Raw genomic sequence first — 19,295 nt, forward strand, 5'->3', positions numbered from 1 at the left:
TCGTGTCGCCCACGAAAAGCTCGGAGCCCGAGCACGACGTGGGCCACTGTTGCCTCGGTAGCCGTGTGGCGGATCTGTTTGGCTGCGGTAAACCCGGCTCGGACGGGAAAACCGTCGACCTTGAGACCGGCCGCGGCAGCGGCGCCGTGATTGCTGCGAGGTTGACAGGCCTCGGTTGCCTACCCGCAAGGCGTGGAACACGGCGTCGACGTGGGCCGGCAACGCCGGTGTGTTCCGGTAGGCCATCGCCCCGCGCATCGTCGCTTGATGGAAGCGACGTTGTTAACGCCTGTCCAATGCCTTGGACGCCCGCAAGACCCTGCATGTCGGTGCGCCTCTGGCGACGAGGGGTGGCCGGAGTGGCCAGGGTGGGGTGGTCGGTGAAATGTTGCCGATAAGCTTGAACAAGTACCAAGAGCCAAAAGGCGTCAACGCGCGGCCGGCTCAGCCGCGGTAGCGATAGCGCAGGTGCTCGTCCTTGCTCGGGCCGGCGATGTGCCAGATCAGGTCGAAGCCGTTGTCCACCAGCTCCAGCCGGGCCCGGTAGCGGTCCGCGCCGCAGTGGTGGGCGCGGCAGCATGCGAGCGCGCCGTCGCCGGCCGGGGCCAGTTCGAACAGCGGTACCGGCCGCTCGCGGCCGAAACGCTCGTGCGCCAGCGACAGCCGATCGCCGGACCGCTGCCAGTGGTAGACGTTGCGAAACGCCACCGCGCGGTCGTGACCGGCCGGCACGAAGCTGCCGTGCTCGTGCAGGCGGATGCCGTCGGCCTCGCTCACGGCCTCGATGCGGGCCTCGCCGTGGCCGCGCCAGCCGGTGCCCGATCCGGGTCCGGGGGTCGCTTCGAAGCACAGGCGTTTCAGCCCGGCCAGACGTCGCCACGTCTCTATAATGGGCGCGCTGTTTTCAGACGACGGGGCCGATCCCGGCATGGCGATACTCGTGGGTGTGACGGTGCTGTGGGCGTTTTCCTTCAGCCTGATCGGAGTCTATCTGTCCGGCCAGGTCGATAGCAGCTTCGCCGTGCTCACGCGCATCACGCTGGCGCTGGCGGTGTTCGCGCCGATGATGCGCTTCCGCGGCATCGGCCGGCGGCCGGTGTTGGGGCTGATGGCCGTGGGCGCGCTCGAGCTGGGGCTGATGTATTTCTTCTTCTACCACGCGTTCACGCTGCTCAGTGTGCCCGAGGTGCTGCTGTTCACCATCTTCACCCCGGTTTACATCACCCTCATCGAGGATCTGCTCGCGCGGCGTTTCAGCCCCGGCTATCTGGCCACCGCCCTGGTCGCGGTGGCCGGGGCGGCGGTGATTCGCTACACCGAGCTCGGCTCGGACTACTGGGCCGGCTTCGCGGTCGTCCAGGGCGCAAACCTGTGTTTCGCCGCCGGGCAGGTGGGGTATCGCCGGCTGGCGCCGCGGCTGCCGGCGGACGTACCGCTCCACGCTCTGTTCGGCTGGTTCTTCGCCGGCGCCTGGCCGCTGGCCGCGCTGCTGTTTCTGCTGATCGGCGATCGCACCATGCTGCCGACGACCGGCCTGCAGTGGGGCGTGCTGCTCTGGCTCGGGCTGATGTCGTCGGGGCTGGGCTACTACGCCTGGAACCGCGGCGCGGTCCGGGTGGACGCGGGCACGCTCGCGGTCATGAACAACGCGCTGATTCCGGCCGGTCTGGCGGTGAATCTGCTGATCTGGAATCGCGACGCCGATCTCGCGCGGCTGGCCGCCGGGGCGGTGATCATCGTCGCGGCGCTGGTGATAAATCGGATGTGGGTGCGCCGGCGGGCGCCTCAGCCGGATTCCGCGTCCGCCGGCTGATCGAGCGCGTCGGTCAGCCTATCGAGGAGGGCGTGCAGCCGGACCACCTCGGCTTCGCCGAGACGGGCGTTGAGCGCCTGCTGGGCCCGTTTCCAGCAGCGCTGCGCCTCGCGGCGTCGGGCAGCGCCGTCCGCGGTGGCCGCGATCAGGCGGCTGCGCCCGTCCGCGCCGCTGTGGCGCGTGATCCAGCCCTGGCGTTCGAGCGTGTTCAGGGTGCGGGTGAGCGTGGAGTTGTCCAGATGCATGCGCTGCGCGAGTTCGCCCGCCCGCAGCGGGCCGTTGACCACGATCTGCGACAGCAGCGAATACTGGGTGCCGCGCATGCCGGCGGCGGCGAGATATTCGTCGTAGTGGCGGGCGACGACGCGACCCAGCTGGTGCAGCTTGAAGTTGGTGCAGCCCTGTGGCCGTGATGTCTCCGTATCCATCACGTCATTGTGCGTGTCGCCGGCGGCATGGCAAGCCGCCGGCCGCCGTGCGGGCTCATCCGGCCGCGGCTGGCGAGGCGCTCGATCCTCGATCGGCCGCTGGTCGGCATCAGCGTTTCGCATCGATGGCCCCGGTGTCGGCGCAGCGTGCCGAGATCACCTGCAGCGCGCCCAGCCAGATCAGCGGCACGATCTCGATGAAGATGCGCTGTTCGACCAGGCGGCCGACCACGACCGCGAACAGCGCCAGCGGCAGAGCGAAACCGATCAGGGCCAGCGCCAGCCGGCGGTCGAGATGACGGCGCCAGACCAGCAGCGGCAGGTACAGGCCGGCCGCAAAGCGGGCGATGTAGGTCAGCGCATACAGCGGACTCGACAGTGCGACCAGGTTGTAGATCAGATGGAACTCGTACTGGGTGTCGCCCAGATGCGCGTTCGGGTTGACGTTGTCGGCGAACAGCCACTGCAGCGGCAGCTGAATCGCCGCGAACAGCACGGCCTGCGCGGCGAGAAAAGCCGCCCAGTGCGAGAACGACAGCCGCTGCCAGAACAGCAGCGCGACGAACGGCAGCAGGAAGACCGTGGTTTCGCGGTTGAGCGTGGCCACGGCGAACACGGCCAGATAGGCCGCGATGCCCGCCGCGTGCGGCCGTTCGGCCAGCCGCGAGAGCATGAGCACGAGCGCGAGCGTGAACACCGCCGCCGGGAGATCGTAGACGTAGTAGTAGATCGCACGCGGTGTCCACGTGCCGAGGTCGAGTATGTCGTCGCTGGCCGAAAAGGACTGCGTGATCTGCAGATCGGGCGTGATCAGATGCAGCAGCATCGGAATGACGACGGTGAAGGCCAGCAGCCGTCGCGAGAGCGTGTTTTCGCCGATGCCGAACTGCGCGAGTGCGCGATAGGCCACACCGATCAGGGCCATCCAGAAGCCCATTTCCATGAGGCCGAACAGCAGGGTTTCGCCCAGGGGCGCGACAGCCTGGATACTGGCGGCCGCGGCCGGCAGCAGCACGCGGTGCTGGAAGGGTTCGACCGCGTTGAAGTCCACCAGCCGGGCGAACGTGGTCAGCTCGAACGCCTCGGTCGTCGTCAGTCGCAGACACGTCAGAAACAGCGCGATCAGTCCCGCGCCCAACAGCCATAGAAGCCGTTCGGTACGGGCATGGGCCGCCGGCGAGCGAGGGGCGACGGATAGAGACATGGCGAGGCGGCGGCCGAGCGGTGTTCGATTACGAAAGCAATAACGCCTGCGACCGCGCGGAAGTTCCACTCAGCCGCTGCGCGCCCCGCCCCCGGCATTCGCGCCGTTTCAGTCTAGCAGCACGGCGGCGCGAGGAATGTGATTTGCGCGCGGCCGGTGGCTTCGACGACACCGCCGGCGTCATCGTCGTGCGGTTGACGCGCTGGCGGCGGTGTCGTGGATGGCGGCCGGTGTACCGGCTGAAGTCGTCCCGGAGGTGACCACGCTGTGCCGGCGCGAAAACGGCAAGTGTGACGCCCATCGATTCGTCGACGCAGCCTTCCGCCTGCGTCCGCTGAAGTCGCAGGCTGCGGCTGGCCAGCATGCGCCGACTTTTGCGGAAAAGACCGGCGCGAGCGCGTCGAGGCGTGTCGCGATGCGGTGCACACCGAGGCGTCGATGGCGACGCCGGCGATCCGGCTGGCCAGCCGTTGTGCGGGCACCGGTTCGGTCGCGGTCTTAAGCCAGTCGTCGCCTCGGACGGTGCCCGCGCCCACGGCGTCGGTGGCCACGACCACGTAGTCGCCGTTGGCCGCGGCGTCGCCGCAGCGCGTGGCCATCGCGACCCGGCCGGGAGCAACAGGATGAGCGCGATCGTCCGACGCATTGTTTCTGCTCGTCGGGCCGGGGCCGTACCGCTCCGGGCGCGGGCGAATCGCCGTGACCTGCTATCGTTTCGGGCTCGTTCGAATCACCGTGTCGGAGATTGCATGAGAGCCGCCATCCTGAAACAGCCGGGGGGACTGGAACGCATCGAGACCGTGGAACGCGCGGCGCCGGAGCCGCGCGACGACGAACTGCTGGTCCGGGTGCACGCCAGTTCCCTCAACTATCACGACTATGCGGTCGCCAACGGCAGCATTCCGACCGAGGACGGCCGCGTGCTCTTGTCCGACGGCGCCGGTGAGGTCGTGGCGGTGGGCCGAGACGTCGAGGCATTCGCGGTCGGCGATTCGGTGATCTCGACCTTCTTTCCGCACTGGACGGATGGCCCGATCTCGCCGGCCAAGCGCGCCGGCACGCCGGGCGATCGCGGCCCGGGCATGGCCGCGGAGTACGTCGTCGGCCCGGTCGGCGCCTTCACCCGCGCGCCGGCGGGCTGGTCGCACGCCGAAGCGGCGACGCTGCCCTGCGCCGCGCTGACCGCCTGGCGCGCGCTCATGGTCGAGGCGCGCATCAAGCCGGGCGACACCGTGCTGACGATGGGCACCGGCGGGGTATCGATATTCGCGCTGCAGTTCGCCCGCGCCGCCGGGGCGCGGGTGATCGCCACCTCCGGTTCCGACACCAAGCTCGAGCGTCTGCGCGCCCTCGGCGCGGATCACGTGATCAACTATGCCGCGGACCCCAAATGGGGCAAGACCGCGAAACGGCTGACCGACGGTCGCGGCGTCGACGCGGTGGTCGAGATCGGCGGCCCGGAGACCCTCGGCCAGTCGATCGCGGCCTGCCGCATGGGCGGCCATATCAGCCTGATCGGCGTACTCACGGGCGTGGCCGGCGAGGTGCCGACCGCGCTGTTCTTCTACAACAACCTCCGCATGAGCGGCATCACCGTCGGCAGCCGGGCCCAGCAGCAGGACATGGTGCGCGCGATCGAGGCCAACGACATGCGGCCGGTCATCGACACCACGTTCGCGCTCGACGAGCTGGCCGACGCTTTCCGCCATCAGGCCGCCGGCCGGCACTTCGGCAAGATCGGGGTCTCGATCCCGTGAGCGCGTCGGCGCCGCTCGAGCCCGGTTGCCGCATCGCGCTGCTGGCTACCGGCGGTACGCTGGAAAAGCGCTACGACCCGCATGCGGGCACGCTCGCGCTCGGCACGCCGGTGGTCGAGGAGCTGCTGGCCACGCTGGTCCAGCCGGACGTCGCGGTGGACGTCGAGCGCGTGATGGCCGTCGATTCGCTGGATCTCGACGACGCCGGGCGCGATGCGATCGTGGCTGCCGTCGACCATCGCATCGCCTCCGGCGACTGCGATGCGGTGATCGTCACCCACGGCACCGATACGCTCGCTGAGACCGCCGCCGCGCTGGTCGCCGGACTGAAGGCGCCGGCGGTGCCGGTGGTGCTCACCGGGGCGATGGTGCCCTGGGCCTGCGCGGGCAGCGACGCGGCCCAGAATCTCGCCCAGGCGCTGATGGCCGCGCGCCTGCTCGCTCCGGGCGTGCACGTGGTCTTTCACTCGCGGGTCGTGCCCGGCGAGCGGGTGGTGAAAGACTACGCGCGTCTCACGCTCGTCGACGGCCGCCCGGGCTGAGGCGGTCCCGGCGGGCGTGGCACGGTCGGATCGGATGACGGGCAGGTCTGGGCGCCCGGAGGCGGCCGGCGCATGAGCCGGGTCGTGCGCAATCTCACCGAGGGACCGATCGTCAGCGCTCTGGTGCGCCTGGCCGTGCCGATCGTGTTCGCCAATCTGCTCCAGACCGCCTACCAGCTGATCGACACCTTCTGGGTCGGCCGGCTGGGTGCGGCCGCGGTGGCCGCGGTCTCGCTGAGCTTTCCGGTGATCTTCTTTCTCATCTCGCTCGGCCTGGGCCTGGCGATCGCCGGCACCATCCTCGTGTCCCAGTACAGCGGCCGCGGTGACACCGTCCAGGTCAACCGGGTCGCGGCCCAGGCGCTGGTCGGCGTCATCGCGCTGTCGCTGGTGCTGGCCGTGGCCGGGGTATTCATCGCAGCGCGGCTGGCGGCGTTTCTCGGCGCCGACGCCGAGGTGCTGCCCATGGCCACGGCCTACATGCGGGTCTCGTTCGTCGGTCTGCCGTTCCTGTTCGCCTATGTCATCTTCCAGTCGCTGATGCGCGGCGTGGGCGACGCCGCCACGCCGCTCTACATCGTCACCGGCACGGTGGTGCTCAATTTCTTTCTCGACCCGCTGTTCATCCTCGGCTGGGGACCGATGCCGGCGCTCGGCGTCTCCGGCGCGGCGCTGGCCACGGTGGTCACCCAGGGGCTGGCGGCGGTGGTGGGGCTGTGGATGCTGTTCTCGGGCCGCTACGGCATCGCCCTGCGCGCGCGGCATCTGCGTCCGGATCCGCGGCTGCTGTGGCGTCTGTTCAAGCTCGGCGCGCCGTCGGCGGTGGAGCAGTCCACACGCGCGCTGGGACTGATGCTCATGACCATTCTGGTCTCCGGCTTCGGCACCGTGACGCTGGCCGCCTACGGCATCGGCACGCGCATGCTCAGCTTCGTCATCATCCCGGCGCTGGGTCTGTCGCAGGCGACCTCGGCGCTCGTCGGCCAGAACATCGGCGCGGGCAAGATCGCGCGCGCCGAACGCACCACCTGGCTGAGTGCGGTCGTGGCCCTGGTCACCTTGTCCGCCTTCGGGGTGCTGGCCTTCATCTGGGCGGAGGCGATCGTGGCGGTGTTCGTGCCGAACGCGCCCGCGGTGATCGCGGAGGGCGCGACGTTCGTGCGCTTCACCGCGCTGGCCTATGGTCTGATCGGCGCCCAGATCGTGATCACTGGCGGTTTCCGCGGCTCGGGCAACACCCTCGTGGCGATGGCCATCGCCCTGATCTCGCTCTGGATGCTGCAGTTTCCGCTGGCCTGGCTGTTGTCCGAGCGCACCGGGCTGGGAGCGCTGGGCATCTGGATCGCCTATCCGGTGCAGAACGTGCTGACCGCGGCGATCGCCGCGATCTGGTTCGCCCGCGGGACCTGGAAGCGACGCCAGGTCATCGAGGCGGATGACCCCGAACGCGCCGCCGCCCGCTATAGGCCCGGAACGCTGACAAACACGACACTGCGCTGACCGGCTTTCAGGCGGTCTCGATGTCTGCGTTGGCGGGTGTCACCTGGGCCGGGCGCGCGTCGCCGCCGGCATCGCAGCGACCGAGATGGATCGCACAGACGACACGCAGCATCGAGGCGAGATTCGCGACCTCGCCGCGCTCGGAGACGATTTCACTGTAGAGCTCGCCGATGAATTCGGATACGGAATAGCCCTGCTGGCCGGCCAGCGCCTCGAGAATCCGCCAGAACTCGTGTTCCAACCGGACGCTGGTCACGCAGCCGTGCAGACGGATCGAGCGGGTGGTGCTGCGATAGCGCGCCGGGTCCGCCGATGCGTAGATATGGCACATGTCTCCTCCGGATTGCGTTTTGTCCGCAATTTGATCGTTAGCGGTCTGAAACTAACGCTCGCGCCGGTCGTCGGCAATGTAGTAGGCGGGTGTTACCACCGCCCGGGTCGCCCGCGCTAGCCTCGAAGTCGAGACAAAGAGACGGACTTGAGTCCGCCGTGGACGCCGAGGAGATCACACCATGTCCGATCATGCCGTATCGCGGCGCGCGTTTCTGCGCGCCGGCGGGGCCGTGCTCACGGGGACGCTGGCATCCACCAGCGGCGTGCTGGCACTGATCGCGCCGTCGACGAGCTGGGCGCTGGAACTCGAGGCCCTCGACGCCCATCAGGCGGCGACCGTGCTGCAGTTCACCCGGCACGTCTTTCCGCATGATCGCCTGGACGACGCGGTCTATGCACTGGTCGTCAAGGATCTCGATGCCGGCGCGGCCGAGGACCCGACGACTCGCCGCATGCTGACCGACGCCGTCCGTCGGCTCGACGAGGCCTCGGGCGGCGAGTGGCTGTCGCGCAGCGCGGCCGAGCAGTTCGTTCAGGTCCAGGCGATGGAGGCCACGCCGTTCTTCGCCAAGGTCCACAGCACGGCGGTCGTGTCGCTCTACGACAACGACATGGCCTTCGCCCATTTCGGCTATCCCGGCAGGAAGGGTGATCCGGGCTATATCCATCGCGGATTCAACGATCTGCACTGGCTGCCCGATCCGCCGGACGGGGCCAGCGGCCCCGTCCCCGAAACGGCCTGAGGAGGCGAGCATGGATATGTACGACAACCGAACGACTTTCGCCGCGGACGACGACGGCGTCGTGGTGGTGATCGGCTCGGGTGCGGGCGGCGGCACGCTGGCCAACGAGCTCGCGCAGAAAGGTGTGGACGTGGTGCTTCTCGAGGCGGGCGGGCTGCACACCACCGACGAATTCATCGCCGACGAATGGCCGTCGTTCAGTCAGCTCGCCTGGACCGACACCCGCACGACCACGGGCGACTGGCGGGTGGCGCGCGATTTTCCCAATCTGCCGGCCTGGATCTGCAAGGCCGTCGGTGGCACCACGGTGCACTGGGCCGGCGCCAGCCTGCGCATCGAGCCGCACGAGTTCCGCGCCCGCAGCACGTACGGCGATCTGGCGGGCGCCACGCTGCGCGACTGGCCGCTGTCTGCCGACGATCTCGCGTCCTACTACGACACCGCCGAGAAGAAGCTCAACGTTACACGGACCAACGGCCTGCCGGGCCTGCCGGCGAACAACAACTTCAAGGTCATGCATGCCGGGGCGACACGCCTCGGTTATGAGACCTGCCACACCGGTCGCATGGCGATCAACAGCGTCAACAAGGACGGCCGGAATCACTGCATGCAGCGCGGCTTCTGCTTCCAGGGCTGTCGCTATGCCGCGAAGTGGTCGACGCTATACACCGAAATTCCGGCCGCACTGCAGACCGGCCGGGTCGAGCTGCGTACCCGCGTACACGTCGCGCGCATCGAACACGACGACAACGACCGCGTGACCGGCGTCGTCTACTTCGATGCCGACGGCCGCGAGCGGCGTCAGGCCGCGCGGGTAGCCGCGGTGGCCGGCAATTCGATCGAGACGCCCCGGCTGCTGCTCAATTCCGAGTCGTCACGATTCCCCAACGGTCTGGCCAACGGTTCGGATCAGGTCGGGCGCAACTACATGCGCCATACCACCGGCACCGTCTGGGGCGTGTTCGACAAGCCGGTGGAGATGTACAAGGGCACGACCATGGCCGGCATCGTCCAGGACGAGGCGCGTCACGATCCGAAGCGTGGGTTCGTCGGCGGCTACGAGATGGAAACGATCTCCCTCGGTCTGCCGTTCATGGCGGCGTTCTTCAACCCGGGCGGCTGGGGCCGCGGTTTCACCGAGGCCATGGAGCAGTATCGCCACATGGCCGGGATGTGGCTGGTGGGCGAGGACATGCCGCAGGCCGACAATCGGGTCACGCTCAGCAGCGAGGCCAGGGACGCTTTCGGTCTGCCCGTCGCCAACGTCCACTACACCGATCACGCCAACGACGTCGCCATGCGCGAGCACGCCTACACCCGGGGCGCGGCGATCTACGAGGCGGCGGGTGCGACCCGCACCTACCGGACGCCGCCGTATCCGTCGACGCACAATCTCGGAACCTGCCGTATGAGCGAGCGCGCCGCGGACGGCGTCTGCAACGGCCACGGACAGAGCCACGAACTGGCCAATCTGTTTATCTCCGACGGCAGCCAGTTCACGACCAGCGCGGCCGAGAATCCGACGTTGACCATCGTCACGCTGGCGATACGCCAGGCCGATTACATCGCGGAACGAATGCGCGCACGGGCGATCTAGCTAGCCGGCGGGTGATGGACGGGCGATGACCACGCCCCAGCATCATCCGCTCGAACCAAACCGTGGCCCGGTACGTCGAGGCCCGGCCGTGCTGCGTGGCCGGGCAGCTGCTGCTCCGGCCCGGCTCGTTCAGTGTTCGCGCAGGGCGCGGATGAGTTCGTCCTTGCTCATTTCCGAGCGCTGGCCGATGCCGATCTGCTGCGCCTTCTCGTAGAGCGCATCGACCGACCAGTCCTCGTATTCGGGATGCCGCCCGCCCTTCTGACCGGCGGCTTCGCGGTCGGTATTGGCGATGCGCGCGGCCTTTTCCTTGCTCATGCCTTCTTCGCGGAGGGCGTCGTACTGCTCCGGATCCTTGATCCGGCGGTTATCGTCCCGGCTGTCGCTCATGTCATGCTCCAATGTTCCACTGGCCTTCATTGTGGCGGGCCGTCCGCAACGGGGAACTCGTGAAACTACCTAGGCAATCCCACGGCCGGGCGAGGGCGCGCGCATGACTGCGGCCGACCCGGATCTCCAGATCCACGCCGCCAACGAGAGGGGGCGGGACTATGTCGTGGGCGACATCCACGGCTGTTTCTACATGCTCGACGCGCTGCTGGCGCGCATCGGCTTCGATGCGACGCGCGATCGGCTCTTCTCGGTCGGCGATCTCGTCGATCGCGGGCCGGACAGCGAGCGCGCCGGGGAATATCTCGACCGGCCCTGGTTTCATGCGATCCGCGGCAATCACGAGGACATGCTTCTGGACGCGGTCGCCGAGGGCGGCGAGGCGGCCTCGCTCTGGCGCATGAACGGCGGCGGCTGGTTCGATGCTCTGGATGCGGCGAGCCGGGCGGCGTTGACGCGCCGGGTCGCGGCGCTGCCGCATGCGATCGAGGTCGCGCTGCCGAGCGGCGGCTGCGCGGTACTCGTGCACGGCGATCTGCCCGGCCGGGACTGGCCGGCGCTGCGGGCCGGGCTCGCCGCGGGTACGCTGCGCGAGGACGATCGGGTGGCCATGGTCTGGGATCGCGAGAGCGCCCGCCGGATCGAGACCGGCCGCGGCGGGGTCGAGGTGACCGGCGCGGCCGTGGTGTTCCTCGGCCATACCCCGATGCCGGCCCCGATCGCCTCGGCCAACACGCGCTGGATCGATACCGGCGCCTTCATGGGGCGCCGCCTGACGCTGGCCGAGCTGGCCGCCGATGGCCGCGTCTGGTCGCTGGCCGCGGATCTGGAGGACTGCGAACACGACTGGCGGCACGTCGGCACGCCGGGCTGATGCGCCCGGCTGATGCGTAGCGTCGATGCGGCGCGTCATTCGCCGCCGGTGAGCGAGGCGCAGTCGCTGGGCGGCGGGCGGCCGGCGAAGCGTTCGTCCAGCCAGGCGACCGCCGCGCCGGCGTGCGTGACCGCGGCACTGATGTGCTCGCCGAAGGCGAGATCGAAGCGCACCGGCACACCCGCGCGGCAGTAGCGCAGCGCCAGGGCGAGGGCGTCCGCGCGGGGCGTCACCTGATCGAACCGGGCGTGATAATAGAGCAGCGGCGCGTCGAAGCCGCGCTGACCGAGCGTGTTGGCGGCGGCGACCCGCGCCAGCGCCGGCTGCTCGAGCGGTTCGTCGACGGTGGTGTATTCCGCGAAGGTGTCGAAGCTGTAGCCCGACAGCAGCGGGTCCTTCACCCAGGCCAGCTCCTGGCCGACGCAGCTCTCGGCCAGATCCGCGAACATCGCCCGGCCGTGCGCGTTGAGCAGCGCATCGACGTCGATCTCCTCATGGGCCCGGCTCAGCCCGATCACGGCCGCGAAGTACAGGCCGGCGAACAGGCCGCCGTCGATATGCCGTGCGGTGCCGACGAGATCGGCCGGCGGGCCGCCGGCAGCCACGCCCGCGATCGGCAGCTCCGGCGCGTAGTCGGCGGCCAGCTCGGCCGCCCAGAGACTGGCGAAGGCGCCGCCCGAATAGCCCCAGAGCGCGACCGGCGCCTGCGCGTCGATCGGCGTGTCGGCCAGCAACGCCCGCGCCGCGCGGATGCCGTCGAGCACGCCGTGGCCGGCGTTGGGCCCGGCCAGGAACTGGGCCTCCGGGCCCTCGTAGTCCGGCAGCACGACGATCCAGCCGCGGCTGAGCGCCTTGTTCATCAGCCCGTGTTCGACCATCGAGCCGGACAGGATCTCGCGGGAGGGCGCGCAGCGACGCGTGAGCGCATCGTAGGCCACCTGGTAGGACAACAGCCGCGGTTCGGGATCCGCGGGGATCAGCACCGTGGCCACGTTGATTTGGGGGCGGCCGTGGGAGTTCGTGCTGCGGTAGGCCACCTGCCAGGCGCGTGCGTCGACGTCGAAGAAGTAGTAGGCCTGTGGCGCGATCGGCCGGTAGCGCAGGATCATGCCCGGCGGGGTCGCGGCCAGTTCGGCCGGCAGGCCACGGGCGTGGAACGGATCGTCGTCGGGCTCGGCGAACGGGGCGGCCGGTGCCGGATAGGCCGCGGCGCCGGCTGCGACGGCCTCCGGCGGCATCGCCGCGCCGACGGCGGGCGGCCGCCCGGCGCAGCCGGCGACCTGGGCCAGGACCAAGGCCAGGGACAACAGCAGACCGGCGGCGGGCCAACGCAATCGCGACTCCCATTCAGGCCGCCGCGACCGCGGCGGCGCGATCGCCGAGACTATACGCTCAGATGTTTCTGCACCAGGTCGTCGGTGAGGGCGTCGATCTCGCCCTCGGCGACGAGCCGGCCGTTCTCGAGAATGCGGAACTCGTCGGCCACGCGCCGGGCGAAGGGCAGTTTCTGCTCGACCAGCAGCACGGTGAGGCCGTCCTCACGGTTGAGTCGTTCCAGCGTGTCGCCGATCTGGGCGACGATGTTCGGCTGAATGCCTTCGCAGGGTTCGTCGAGGATCAGCAGGCGCGGCTCGAACACCAGCACGCGCCCGATCGCCAGCTGCTGCTGCTGGCCGCCGGACAGGTCGCCGCCGCGGCGGTTGCGCATCTCCTTGAGCACGGGAAACAGCTCGTAGACGCGTTCGAGGGCGTTCGCCGAGCGATCCGCACGCACGTGCACGCCGAGCTGCAGATTCTCGGCAACCGTCAGCTGCGGAAAGATCTCGCGCCCCTGGGGCACGTAGCCCACGCCCAGGCGGGCGCGCCGGTCGGCCGGCAGCCGCAGCAGGTCGGTGTCGTCGAGCCGGACCTCGCCCCTGGCGTGCACGAGCCCCATCACGCACTTGAGCAGGGTGGTCTTGCCCATGCCGTTGCGGCCCATCAGGCAGCTGATGCGCCCGGGCGTGACGGTCATGTCGACGTTCCAGAGGATATGGCTGCCGCCGTAGTATTGGTCGAGCCCGCGCAGGGTCAGGCTCGCGGCCCGGCGGTCGGGCGTGGTTGCGGCATCATTCACCGAGATAGACCTCCACGACGCGCGGGTCGTTCTGGATGGTGTCCATGGGCCCTTCGGCCAGCACCCGGCCCTCGTGCAGCACGGTCACGGTGCGCGCGATCGAGCGCACGAATTCCATGTCGTGCTCGACGACCACCACCGAGCGTTTGCCGGCCAGACGGGTGAGCAGATCGGCGGTGCGTTCGACCTCCTGGGGCGTCATGCCCGCGACCGGTTCGTCGATGAGCAGCAGCTCGGGCTCCTGCATGAGCAGCATGCCGATCTCCAGCCACTGTTTCTGGCCGTGGGACAGGCTGCCGGCGGCGTCGTGCCGGCGCTCGGCCAGGCCGACGAGCTCGAGCGTCTCGTCGATATGCGCGGCCTGTTCGCCGGACAATCGCGCCAGCAGCACCGGCCAGACGCCGCGCGCTCCGGCCATCGCCAGTTCCAGGTTCTCGTGCACGGTATGACGCTCGAACACGGTGGGCTTCTGGAACTTGCGGCCGATGCCGGCCTGGGCGACGCCCGGCTCGTCGAGGCTGAGCAGGTTGATGTTCTGGCCGAACCAGGCGCGTCCGGCGTCGGGGCGGGTCTTGCCGGTGATCACGTCCATCATCGTGGTCTTGCCGGCGCCGTTGGGGCCGATGATGCAGCGCAGCTCGCCGGCGTCGACGTAGAGCGTGAGCGCGTCCAGTGCCTTGAAGCCGTCGAAGGACACGGTGATGTCCTCGACGTAGAGGATGGTGCCGTGGCGCACGTCCGGCTTCGCCCCCGCGGCCGGGCGATTGACGAAGTCGAACACCCGCGAGCGATCGGAAAAGCTTTCCAGCAGGGCCGGTGTTTTCATGACGGCTCCTTTCGGCGCATCCGCCGGCGTAGTTGCGACACCAGGCCGACGATGCCCTTGGGCAGAAACAGAGTGACGGCCACGAACAGGATGCCCAGCGCATAGGGCCAGATCTCCGGGTAGGCGCCGGTCAGCCAGGTCTTGGCGAAGTTGACCGCGCCCGCGCCGAGCGCGGCGCCGTAGAGCGTACCGCGCCCGCCGACGGCGACCCAGACCACGGCCTCGATCGAGGCGATGGGCGAGAACTCGCTGGGATTGATGATGCCGACCTGCGGCACGTAGAGCGCGCCGGCGACGCCGGCGAGCATCGCCGAGACGGTGAAGATCCACAGCTTGTAGTACGCCACGCGGTAGCCGGTGAAGCGGGTGCGGCTCTCGGCGTCGCGGATCGCCTCGAGCACACGCCCGAGCCGCGAGGTGACGATGAAGCGGGCGATCAGGAAACCGAGCAGCAGACCGACGCCGGAGGCCACGAATAGGGCGTTGCGGATGCCGTCGGCCGACAGCTCGTAGCCCAGGATATCCTTGAAGTCGGTCAGGCCGTTGTTGCCGCCGAAGCCCATCTCGTTGCGAAAGAAGGCCAGCATCAGGGCATAGGTCATCGCCTGGGTGATGATGGCGAAATACACGCCGGTCACCCGGGAACGAAACGCCAGCCAGCCGAAGACGAGCGCCAGCAGACCCGGCACGAGTACGACCATGGCCATGGCGAAGGGAAAGAGATCCATCCCGTGCCAGTACCAGGGCAGATGCTCCCAGTCGAGAAAGACCATGAAATCCGGCAGCACCGGGTTGCCGTAGACGCCTCGGTCCCCGATCTGGCGCATCAGGTACATGCCCATGGCATAGCCGCCGAGGCCGAAGAACGCGGTATGGCCGAGGCTGAGGATGCCGCAGTAGCCCCAGATCAGGTCGATGGCGACCGCGAGCAGGGCGTAGGTGAGATATTTGCCGATCAGCGCGACCGTATAGTCGGTCACGTGCAGGGCGCTGGCCTCGGGCAGGTAGACGTTGCACAGCGGGACCGCCACCGTCAGCGCGATCAGCACGACCACGAAGATCAGGCTGCCGGTATCGCCGAGCATGCGCGTGAGTACGGGGCCGTGATTGGAATGACGCATCACGAGCCCTCCGCCGCGCGGCCTTTCTGCGGGAACAGCCCGCGCGGTCGCTGCTGGATGAACAGGATCAGGAATATCAGCATCAGGATCTTGGCCAGCACCGCGCCGGTGTGCGGCTCCAGGAATTTGGTGAGCACGCCCAGCGATAGGCCGCCCACGAGCGTGCCCCAGAGATTGCCGACGCCGCCGAAGACCACGACCATGAACGAGTCGATGATGTAGGCCTGACCTAGGTTGGGGCCGACGTTGGTCAGCTGCGAGAGGGCCACGCCGGCGATGCCGGCCACGCCCGAGCCCAGGCCGAACGTCAGCGCGTCCAGGCGCTGGGTACGGATGCCCATCGCCCGTGCCATGTCGCGGTTCTGGCTGACCGCGCGTACCTTCAGGCCCAGCGAGGTGCGGTTCATCACGAGGATCAGCGCCGCGAACACGGCCAGCGAGAAGGCGACGATCACCAGCCGGTTTTCGGTGAGCGCGAACATGTCGTTGAAGTGGAGCTGGCCGCTCATCCACTCCGGCGCGGACACCGAGCGGTTGAGCGGCGTGAACACGGTGCGCACGAGCTGCTGCAGGAACAGGCTGACGCCGAAGGTCGCCAGCAGCGTCTCCAGCGGGCGGCCGTAGAGCCACTGCACGATCGAGCGTTCGATGAGGATGCCGACCAGCCCGGAGACCACGAACGCAGCGGGGACCGCCAGCACCAGCGCCAGCCCGACGTGGCCGGGCAGCAGCTGCTGCATGACAAACGCGGTGTAGGCGCCGAGCATGATCAGCTCGCCGTGGGCCATGTTGATCACACCCATTACGCCGAAGGTGATCGCCAGGCCAATGCCCGCGAGCACCAGGATCGAGCCCAGGCTCAGGCCGAAGAACAGCGTCTCGAGCTGGTCGTAGACGCCGCGCCACCAGTCGATGCGCTCGACCTCGGCGGCGACCGCGGCCCGCAGTTGCGCCTGGTCGCGGTCTTCGGTGTCCTCGGGAATGAGCAGTAGGATGTTGTTCAGACGGTTGTAGACCATCTGGTTGAAATCGCCCGACAGCCGTTCGACGGCCGCGAGCTTGGCGGCGTTGTCGCCGGTGTTGAGATCGTTGATCGCCAGCGCCCGGTCGATCGCCTCGAGCACGGCGTCGTCGTTTTCCTCCGGGCGGTGCGCGCGCAGGGCGTCGGCGGCCGCGTCGTCGAGTTTTTCGGTCATGGTCTCGACCGCGGCCAGACGCGTCTCGGCGTCCTCGGCCTGCAGGCGAAGTTGGGCCTGGCCGGACTCGATGCTGCCGCGCAGGCCGACGTTGGTGCGCACCGGCTCGAAGTCGCGGGTGGCGGCTTTGCCGGCGGCCTCGAAGGTGATCGGGTCGCGCAGCACATAGGTTTCGTCGCGCTCCTCGGCGGCGACGAAGACCCGTTGATCGGATTCGCGCACGACGAGCCGGTTGTCCGCGAAGGCGGTGAGCAGTTCCGGGGTGTGCGCGTTCGGATTCGCGACCAGGCGGTTCAGGATGTCGCGTTTCTCTGGATAGCTGGCGTCGGCGAGCTCGGCGATTGTCGCTGCGTACTCGGTGCTGTCCTCGTCTTCACCGGTGTCGGCTCCGGGCTCGGATTCGCCATCGGCGCCGGCTTGCGCCTCGGCGGTATCGCCGGGTTCGTCGCTCGCCTGGGCGTCGCGGCCGCTTTCGACCGTCGCGTCATTGGCGGGCGCGGGGGATTCGGACGTGGCCGGCGTTGCCTCGCTCGCGTTCGAATCGGTGTTCTGGCCTTCGTTCTGGCCGTTGTTCTGCGCCAGGGCGCACGGCGCGAGCGCGAGCACTGCAAGCAGCGCCAGCACGGCGGCGGCCGTTGTTCCCCGTGGTGTGCATGTCCGCATGATGGACTCGGTTTTGGCTGTGAAAGACACCGGACCCGCTCGGGCCCGGTGTCGCCTCTGTGGATCGAGGTCAGGCCGTGCGGGCCGTTATTCCTCGTCCTCGGCCATGTCGCTCATCTGTCCACTGCATTCCTCGGTTTCGGTGTTGTAGTGACCGCAGTCGAGCTCGACCCAGTCGGCCTTGAGCTTCTTGCTGTCCGGCAGGAAATCCGACCATGCGTCGCCCGGGATTTCCTCGTCGGTCTCCCAGACCACCGAGAACTGGCCGTTGTCGGTGATCTCGCCGATGTAGACCGGCTTGGTGATGTGGTGATTGGGCAGCAGCTCGGCGGTGCCACCGGTGAGGTTGTCGACCTTCAGGCCCGGCAGCGTGTCGATCACCGTATCCACATCCGTGGTACCCGCCTTCTTGACCGCCTTCACCCAGAGGTTGAAGCCGATATAGGTGGCTTCCATCGGGTCGTTGGTCACGCGGTCGTCGTCGCCGGTGTACTCGTGCCAGTTCTCGATGAACCGTTCGTTGGCCGGCGTATCGATGCTCTGGAAGTAGTTCCAGGCCGCCAGATGGCCGAGCAGCGGATCGGTATCGATGCCCGAGAGTTCCTGTTCGCCCACGGAGAACGCCACGACCGGAATGTCCGCGGCCGAGATCTGCTGGTTGGCCAATTCCTTGTAGAAGGGCACATTGGCGTCGCCATTGATGGTCGAGACCACGGCGGTCGGCTTGCCCATCGAGCCGAAGGCCTTCACCCGTGAGACGATGCTCTGCCAGTCCGAATGGCCGAACGGCGTGTAGTTGACCATGATGTCCGAGTCGGCCACGCCCTGATCCTTCAGATACTGCTCGAGGATCTTGTTGGTCGTGCGCGGATAGACATAGTCGGTACCCAGCAGCACCCAGCGTTCGATGCCCACCTGATTCATCAGGTAGTTCACGGCCGGGATCGCCTGCTGATTGGGCGCCGCGCCCGTGTAGACGATGTTGCGCGAGGATTCCTCGCCCTCGTACTGCACCGGGTAGAACAGCAGCCCGTTCAATTCCTCGAACACCGGCAGCACGGACTTGCGCGAGACCGACGTCCAGGTGCCGAAGACCACGTCGACCTTCTCCTGGGCCAGCAGCTGGCGCGCCTTCTCGGCGAACAGCGGCCAGTCGGATGCGGGGTCCACGACCACCGGTTCGAGATCGCAGCCCAGCAGGCCCCCCTTCTCGTTCTGCTGCTTGATGAGCATCAACGCGGTGTCCTTGAGCGTGGACTCGCTGATGGCCATGGTCCCGGACAGCGAGTGCAGCACGCCGACCTTGATCGGGCATTCGACATCGGCGTTGGCGTTGGCGTCGGCGGCGTGGGCCGAACCCAGACCGCCGGCAGCCAGCAGCGCCGGTGCGATCCAGCGCGTGATGAGCGTGTGTTTCGTCCAGTTCTTCATCGTGATGTCCCCCTGATGTGACGGGTGGTGGCGGATGATTTCGTGTGTTGTCACGCGTCAGGCCGGCGTATCCGCCAGCGCGGCCCGCGCCTCATAGAGCCCTTCGAGCGTGATCTTTCGAACTTCGCGTCGGCTGGCTTCGATATGCGCCGCCAGCAGGCGCTGCGCGGCGGCCGCGCGCCGGTCGGCGAGTGCCGCGAGAATCGCGGCATGCTCGTCGTAGGTGGCGGCAATGCGTGCCGAGACGGTGAAGTCCAGCCGGCGGATCACGCGGATGCGTTCGGTCACGTCGCGGTGCATACGGGCCATCTCGTCGTTGCCGGCGGCGGCGACCAGGCCGGCGTGAAACTGTTCGTCCAGATGCCAGGCCCGCGTGCTGTCGGTGGTGCGCCGGGCCGTGGGCACCTGCCAGACGGCCTCAAGCTCGGCCAATGCGGCGGGCCGCTCGGCGCGCGCGCAGAGGCGACGCACGGCGGCGCTCTCGATCACCACACGAACCTCGTAGAGTTCGTCGAAACGGGCGAAGTCGAAGCGCCGCACCTGCCAGCCGCCGCCGGCCGGCGTTTCGACATAGCCCTCGCGCTGCAGGCGGAACAGGGCTTCTCGCACCGGCGTGCGGCTGGCGCCCACCCGTGCGGCGATCTCGTTCTCCGAGAGTCGGTCGCCCGGCATCAGCCGGAAATCGAAGATGTCCGCCTTGAGCCGGTCGTGCACGCGATCGGCCAGCGGCATCCGGGGCCGGCCCGACGCAGCGGGTTTGG

General features: G+C 68.5%; 19 protein-coding genes. 7 read left to right on the forward strand and 12 right to left on the reverse strand.

Annotation, left to right across the window (positions count from 1 at the left end; genetic code table 11):
• Positions 1-444: 444 nt before the first annotated feature.
• Positions 445-930 carry a DUF6314 family protein gene (locus tag SAOR_RS12545; protein ID WP_123631734.1) on the reverse strand — a complete coding sequence of 162 codons (486 nt, stop codon included), beginning with the start codon at positions 928-930 and terminating at the stop codon, positions 445-447.
• Between SAOR_RS12545 and SAOR_RS12550 the strand changes: the two genes are divergently transcribed.
• On the forward strand, positions 929-1,813 hold the full coding sequence (locus SAOR_RS12550; RefSeq protein ID WP_123631735.1) for an EamA/DMT transporter family protein: 885 nt from the start codon (positions 929-931) through the stop codon (positions 1,811-1,813). The genes SAOR_RS12545 and SAOR_RS12550 overlap by 2 nt on opposite strands.
• Here the strand turns inward: SAOR_RS12550 and SAOR_RS12555 are convergent.
• The gene (locus SAOR_RS12555) at positions 1,786-2,241 is read right to left on the reverse strand and encodes a MarR family winged helix-turn-helix transcriptional regulator (RefSeq protein WP_123631736.1); all 456 of its coding nucleotides are present in this window, start codon (positions 2,239-2,241) and stop codon (positions 1,786-1,788) included. The genes SAOR_RS12550 and SAOR_RS12555 overlap by 28 nt on opposite strands.
• A gap of 109 nt (positions 2,242-2,350) precedes the next feature.
• Complete coding sequence (locus SAOR_RS12560; protein WP_123631737.1) at positions 2,351-3,445, reverse strand: hypothetical protein; 1,095 nt, start codon at positions 3,443-3,445, stop codon at positions 2,351-2,353.
• 749 nt (positions 3,446-4,194) lie between these two features.
• Here SAOR_RS12560 and SAOR_RS12565 point away from each other — a divergent pair.
• From SAOR_RS12565 to SAOR_RS12575, 3 genes are all read left to right on the forward strand, one after another.
• Positions 4,195-5,202 carry a zinc-dependent alcohol dehydrogenase family protein gene (locus tag SAOR_RS12565; protein WP_123631738.1) on the forward strand — a complete coding sequence of 336 codons (1,008 nt, stop codon included), beginning with the start codon at positions 4,195-4,197 and terminating at the stop codon, positions 5,200-5,202.
• The gene (locus SAOR_RS12570) at positions 5,199-5,744 is read left to right on the forward strand and encodes an asparaginase (protein WP_123631739.1); all 546 of its coding nucleotides are present in this window, start codon (positions 5,199-5,201) and stop codon (positions 5,742-5,744) included. Before SAOR_RS12565 ends, SAOR_RS12570 begins: the two co-directional genes overlap by 4 nt.
• A 72-nt stretch (positions 5,745-5,816) precedes the next feature.
• Positions 5,817-7,244 (forward strand): MATE family efflux transporter, encoded by a 1,428-nt coding sequence (locus SAOR_RS12575; RefSeq protein WP_123631740.1) that lies wholly within the window; start codon positions 5,817-5,819, stop codon positions 7,242-7,244.
• A 7-nt stretch (positions 7,245-7,251) separates the two neighbouring features.
• Here the strand turns inward: SAOR_RS12575 and SAOR_RS12580 are convergent, their stop codons facing one another.
• Entirely contained in the window at positions 7,252-7,575 is a 324-nt protein-coding gene (locus SAOR_RS12580) for a ribbon-helix-helix domain-containing protein (RefSeq protein WP_123590014.1), read from the reverse strand.
• A gap of 181 nt (positions 7,576-7,756) precedes the next feature.
• Here SAOR_RS12580 and SAOR_RS12585 point away from each other — a divergent pair, with 181 nt between their 5' ends.
• Both SAOR_RS12585 and SAOR_RS12590 read left to right on the forward strand, forming a co-directional pair.
• The gene (locus tag SAOR_RS12585; protein WP_123631741.1) at positions 7,757-8,320 is read left to right on the forward strand and encodes a tat (twin-arginine translocation) pathway signal sequence; all 564 of its coding nucleotides are present in this window, start codon (positions 7,757-7,759) and stop codon (positions 8,318-8,320) included.
• A 10-nt stretch (positions 8,321-8,330) separates the two neighbouring features.
• Positions 8,331-9,917 carry a GMC family oxidoreductase gene (locus SAOR_RS12590; protein WP_123631742.1) on the forward strand — a complete coding sequence of 529 codons (1,587 nt, stop codon included), beginning with the start codon at positions 8,331-8,333 and terminating at the stop codon, positions 9,915-9,917.
• Between the two features lie 129 nt (positions 9,918-10,046).
• Here the strand turns inward: SAOR_RS12590 and SAOR_RS12595 are convergent, their stop codons facing one another.
• Positions 10,047-10,307 (reverse strand): DUF7218 family protein, encoded by a 261-nt coding sequence (locus SAOR_RS12595; protein WP_123631743.1) that lies wholly within the window; start codon positions 10,305-10,307, stop codon positions 10,047-10,049.
• Between the two features lie 103 nt (positions 10,308-10,410).
• Here SAOR_RS12595 and SAOR_RS12600 point away from each other — a divergent pair, with 103 nt between their 5' ends.
• Positions 10,411-11,181, forward strand: a complete 771-nt coding sequence (locus SAOR_RS12600; protein WP_123631744.1) for a metallophosphoesterase — start codon at positions 10,411-10,413, stop codon at positions 11,179-11,181.
• Positions 11,182-11,216: 35 nt separating this feature from the next.
• On the opposite strand, the gene SAOR_RS12605 is transcribed toward SAOR_RS12600, so the two are convergent.
• The 7 genes from SAOR_RS12605 to SAOR_RS12635 form a co-directional block, all read right to left on the reverse strand.
• Complete coding sequence (locus tag SAOR_RS12605) at positions 11,217-12,515, reverse strand: lipase family protein (protein WP_123631745.1); 1,299 nt, start codon at positions 12,513-12,515, stop codon at positions 11,217-11,219.
• Between the two features lie 50 nt (positions 12,516-12,565).
• Positions 12,566-13,297 (reverse strand): urea ABC transporter ATP-binding subunit UrtE, encoded by a 732-nt coding sequence (gene urtE / locus SAOR_RS12610; RefSeq protein WP_221177811.1) that lies wholly within the window; start codon positions 13,295-13,297, stop codon positions 12,566-12,568.
• A complete protein-coding gene (urtD, locus tag SAOR_RS12615; protein WP_123631746.1) occupies positions 13,290-14,123 on the reverse strand; it encodes an urea ABC transporter ATP-binding protein UrtD in 834 nt (277 codons plus the stop codon). The genes urtE and urtD overlap by 8 nt, the downstream gene beginning before the upstream one ends.
• Entirely contained in the window at positions 14,120-15,244 is a 1,125-nt protein-coding gene (gene urtC, locus SAOR_RS12620; protein WP_123631747.1) for an urea ABC transporter permease subunit UrtC, read from the reverse strand. Before urtC ends, urtD begins: the two co-directional genes overlap by 4 nt.
• Positions 15,244-17,064, reverse strand: coding sequence for an urea ABC transporter permease subunit UrtB (gene urtB / locus SAOR_RS12625; protein WP_245965472.1), 1,821 nt, complete (start codon positions 17,062-17,064; stop codon positions 15,244-15,246). Before urtB ends, urtC begins: the two co-directional genes overlap by 1 nt.
• Before the next feature lie 126 nt (positions 17,065-17,190).
• A complete protein-coding gene (gene urtA / locus SAOR_RS12630; RefSeq protein WP_123631749.1) occupies positions 17,191-18,534 on the reverse strand; it encodes an urea ABC transporter substrate-binding protein in 1,344 nt (447 codons plus the stop codon).
• Between the two features lie 57 nt (positions 18,535-18,591).
• A complete protein-coding gene (locus SAOR_RS12635; protein WP_123631806.1) occupies positions 18,592-19,266 on the reverse strand; it encodes an FCD domain-containing protein in 675 nt (224 codons plus the stop codon).
• Positions 19,267-19,295: the final 29 nt, after the last annotated feature.

It is taken from the genome of Salinisphaera orenii subsp. orenii MK-B5 (genome assembly GCF_003788635.1).
GTDB lineage: Bacteria > Pseudomonadota > Gammaproteobacteria > Nevskiales > Salinisphaeraceae > Salinisphaera > Salinisphaera orenii.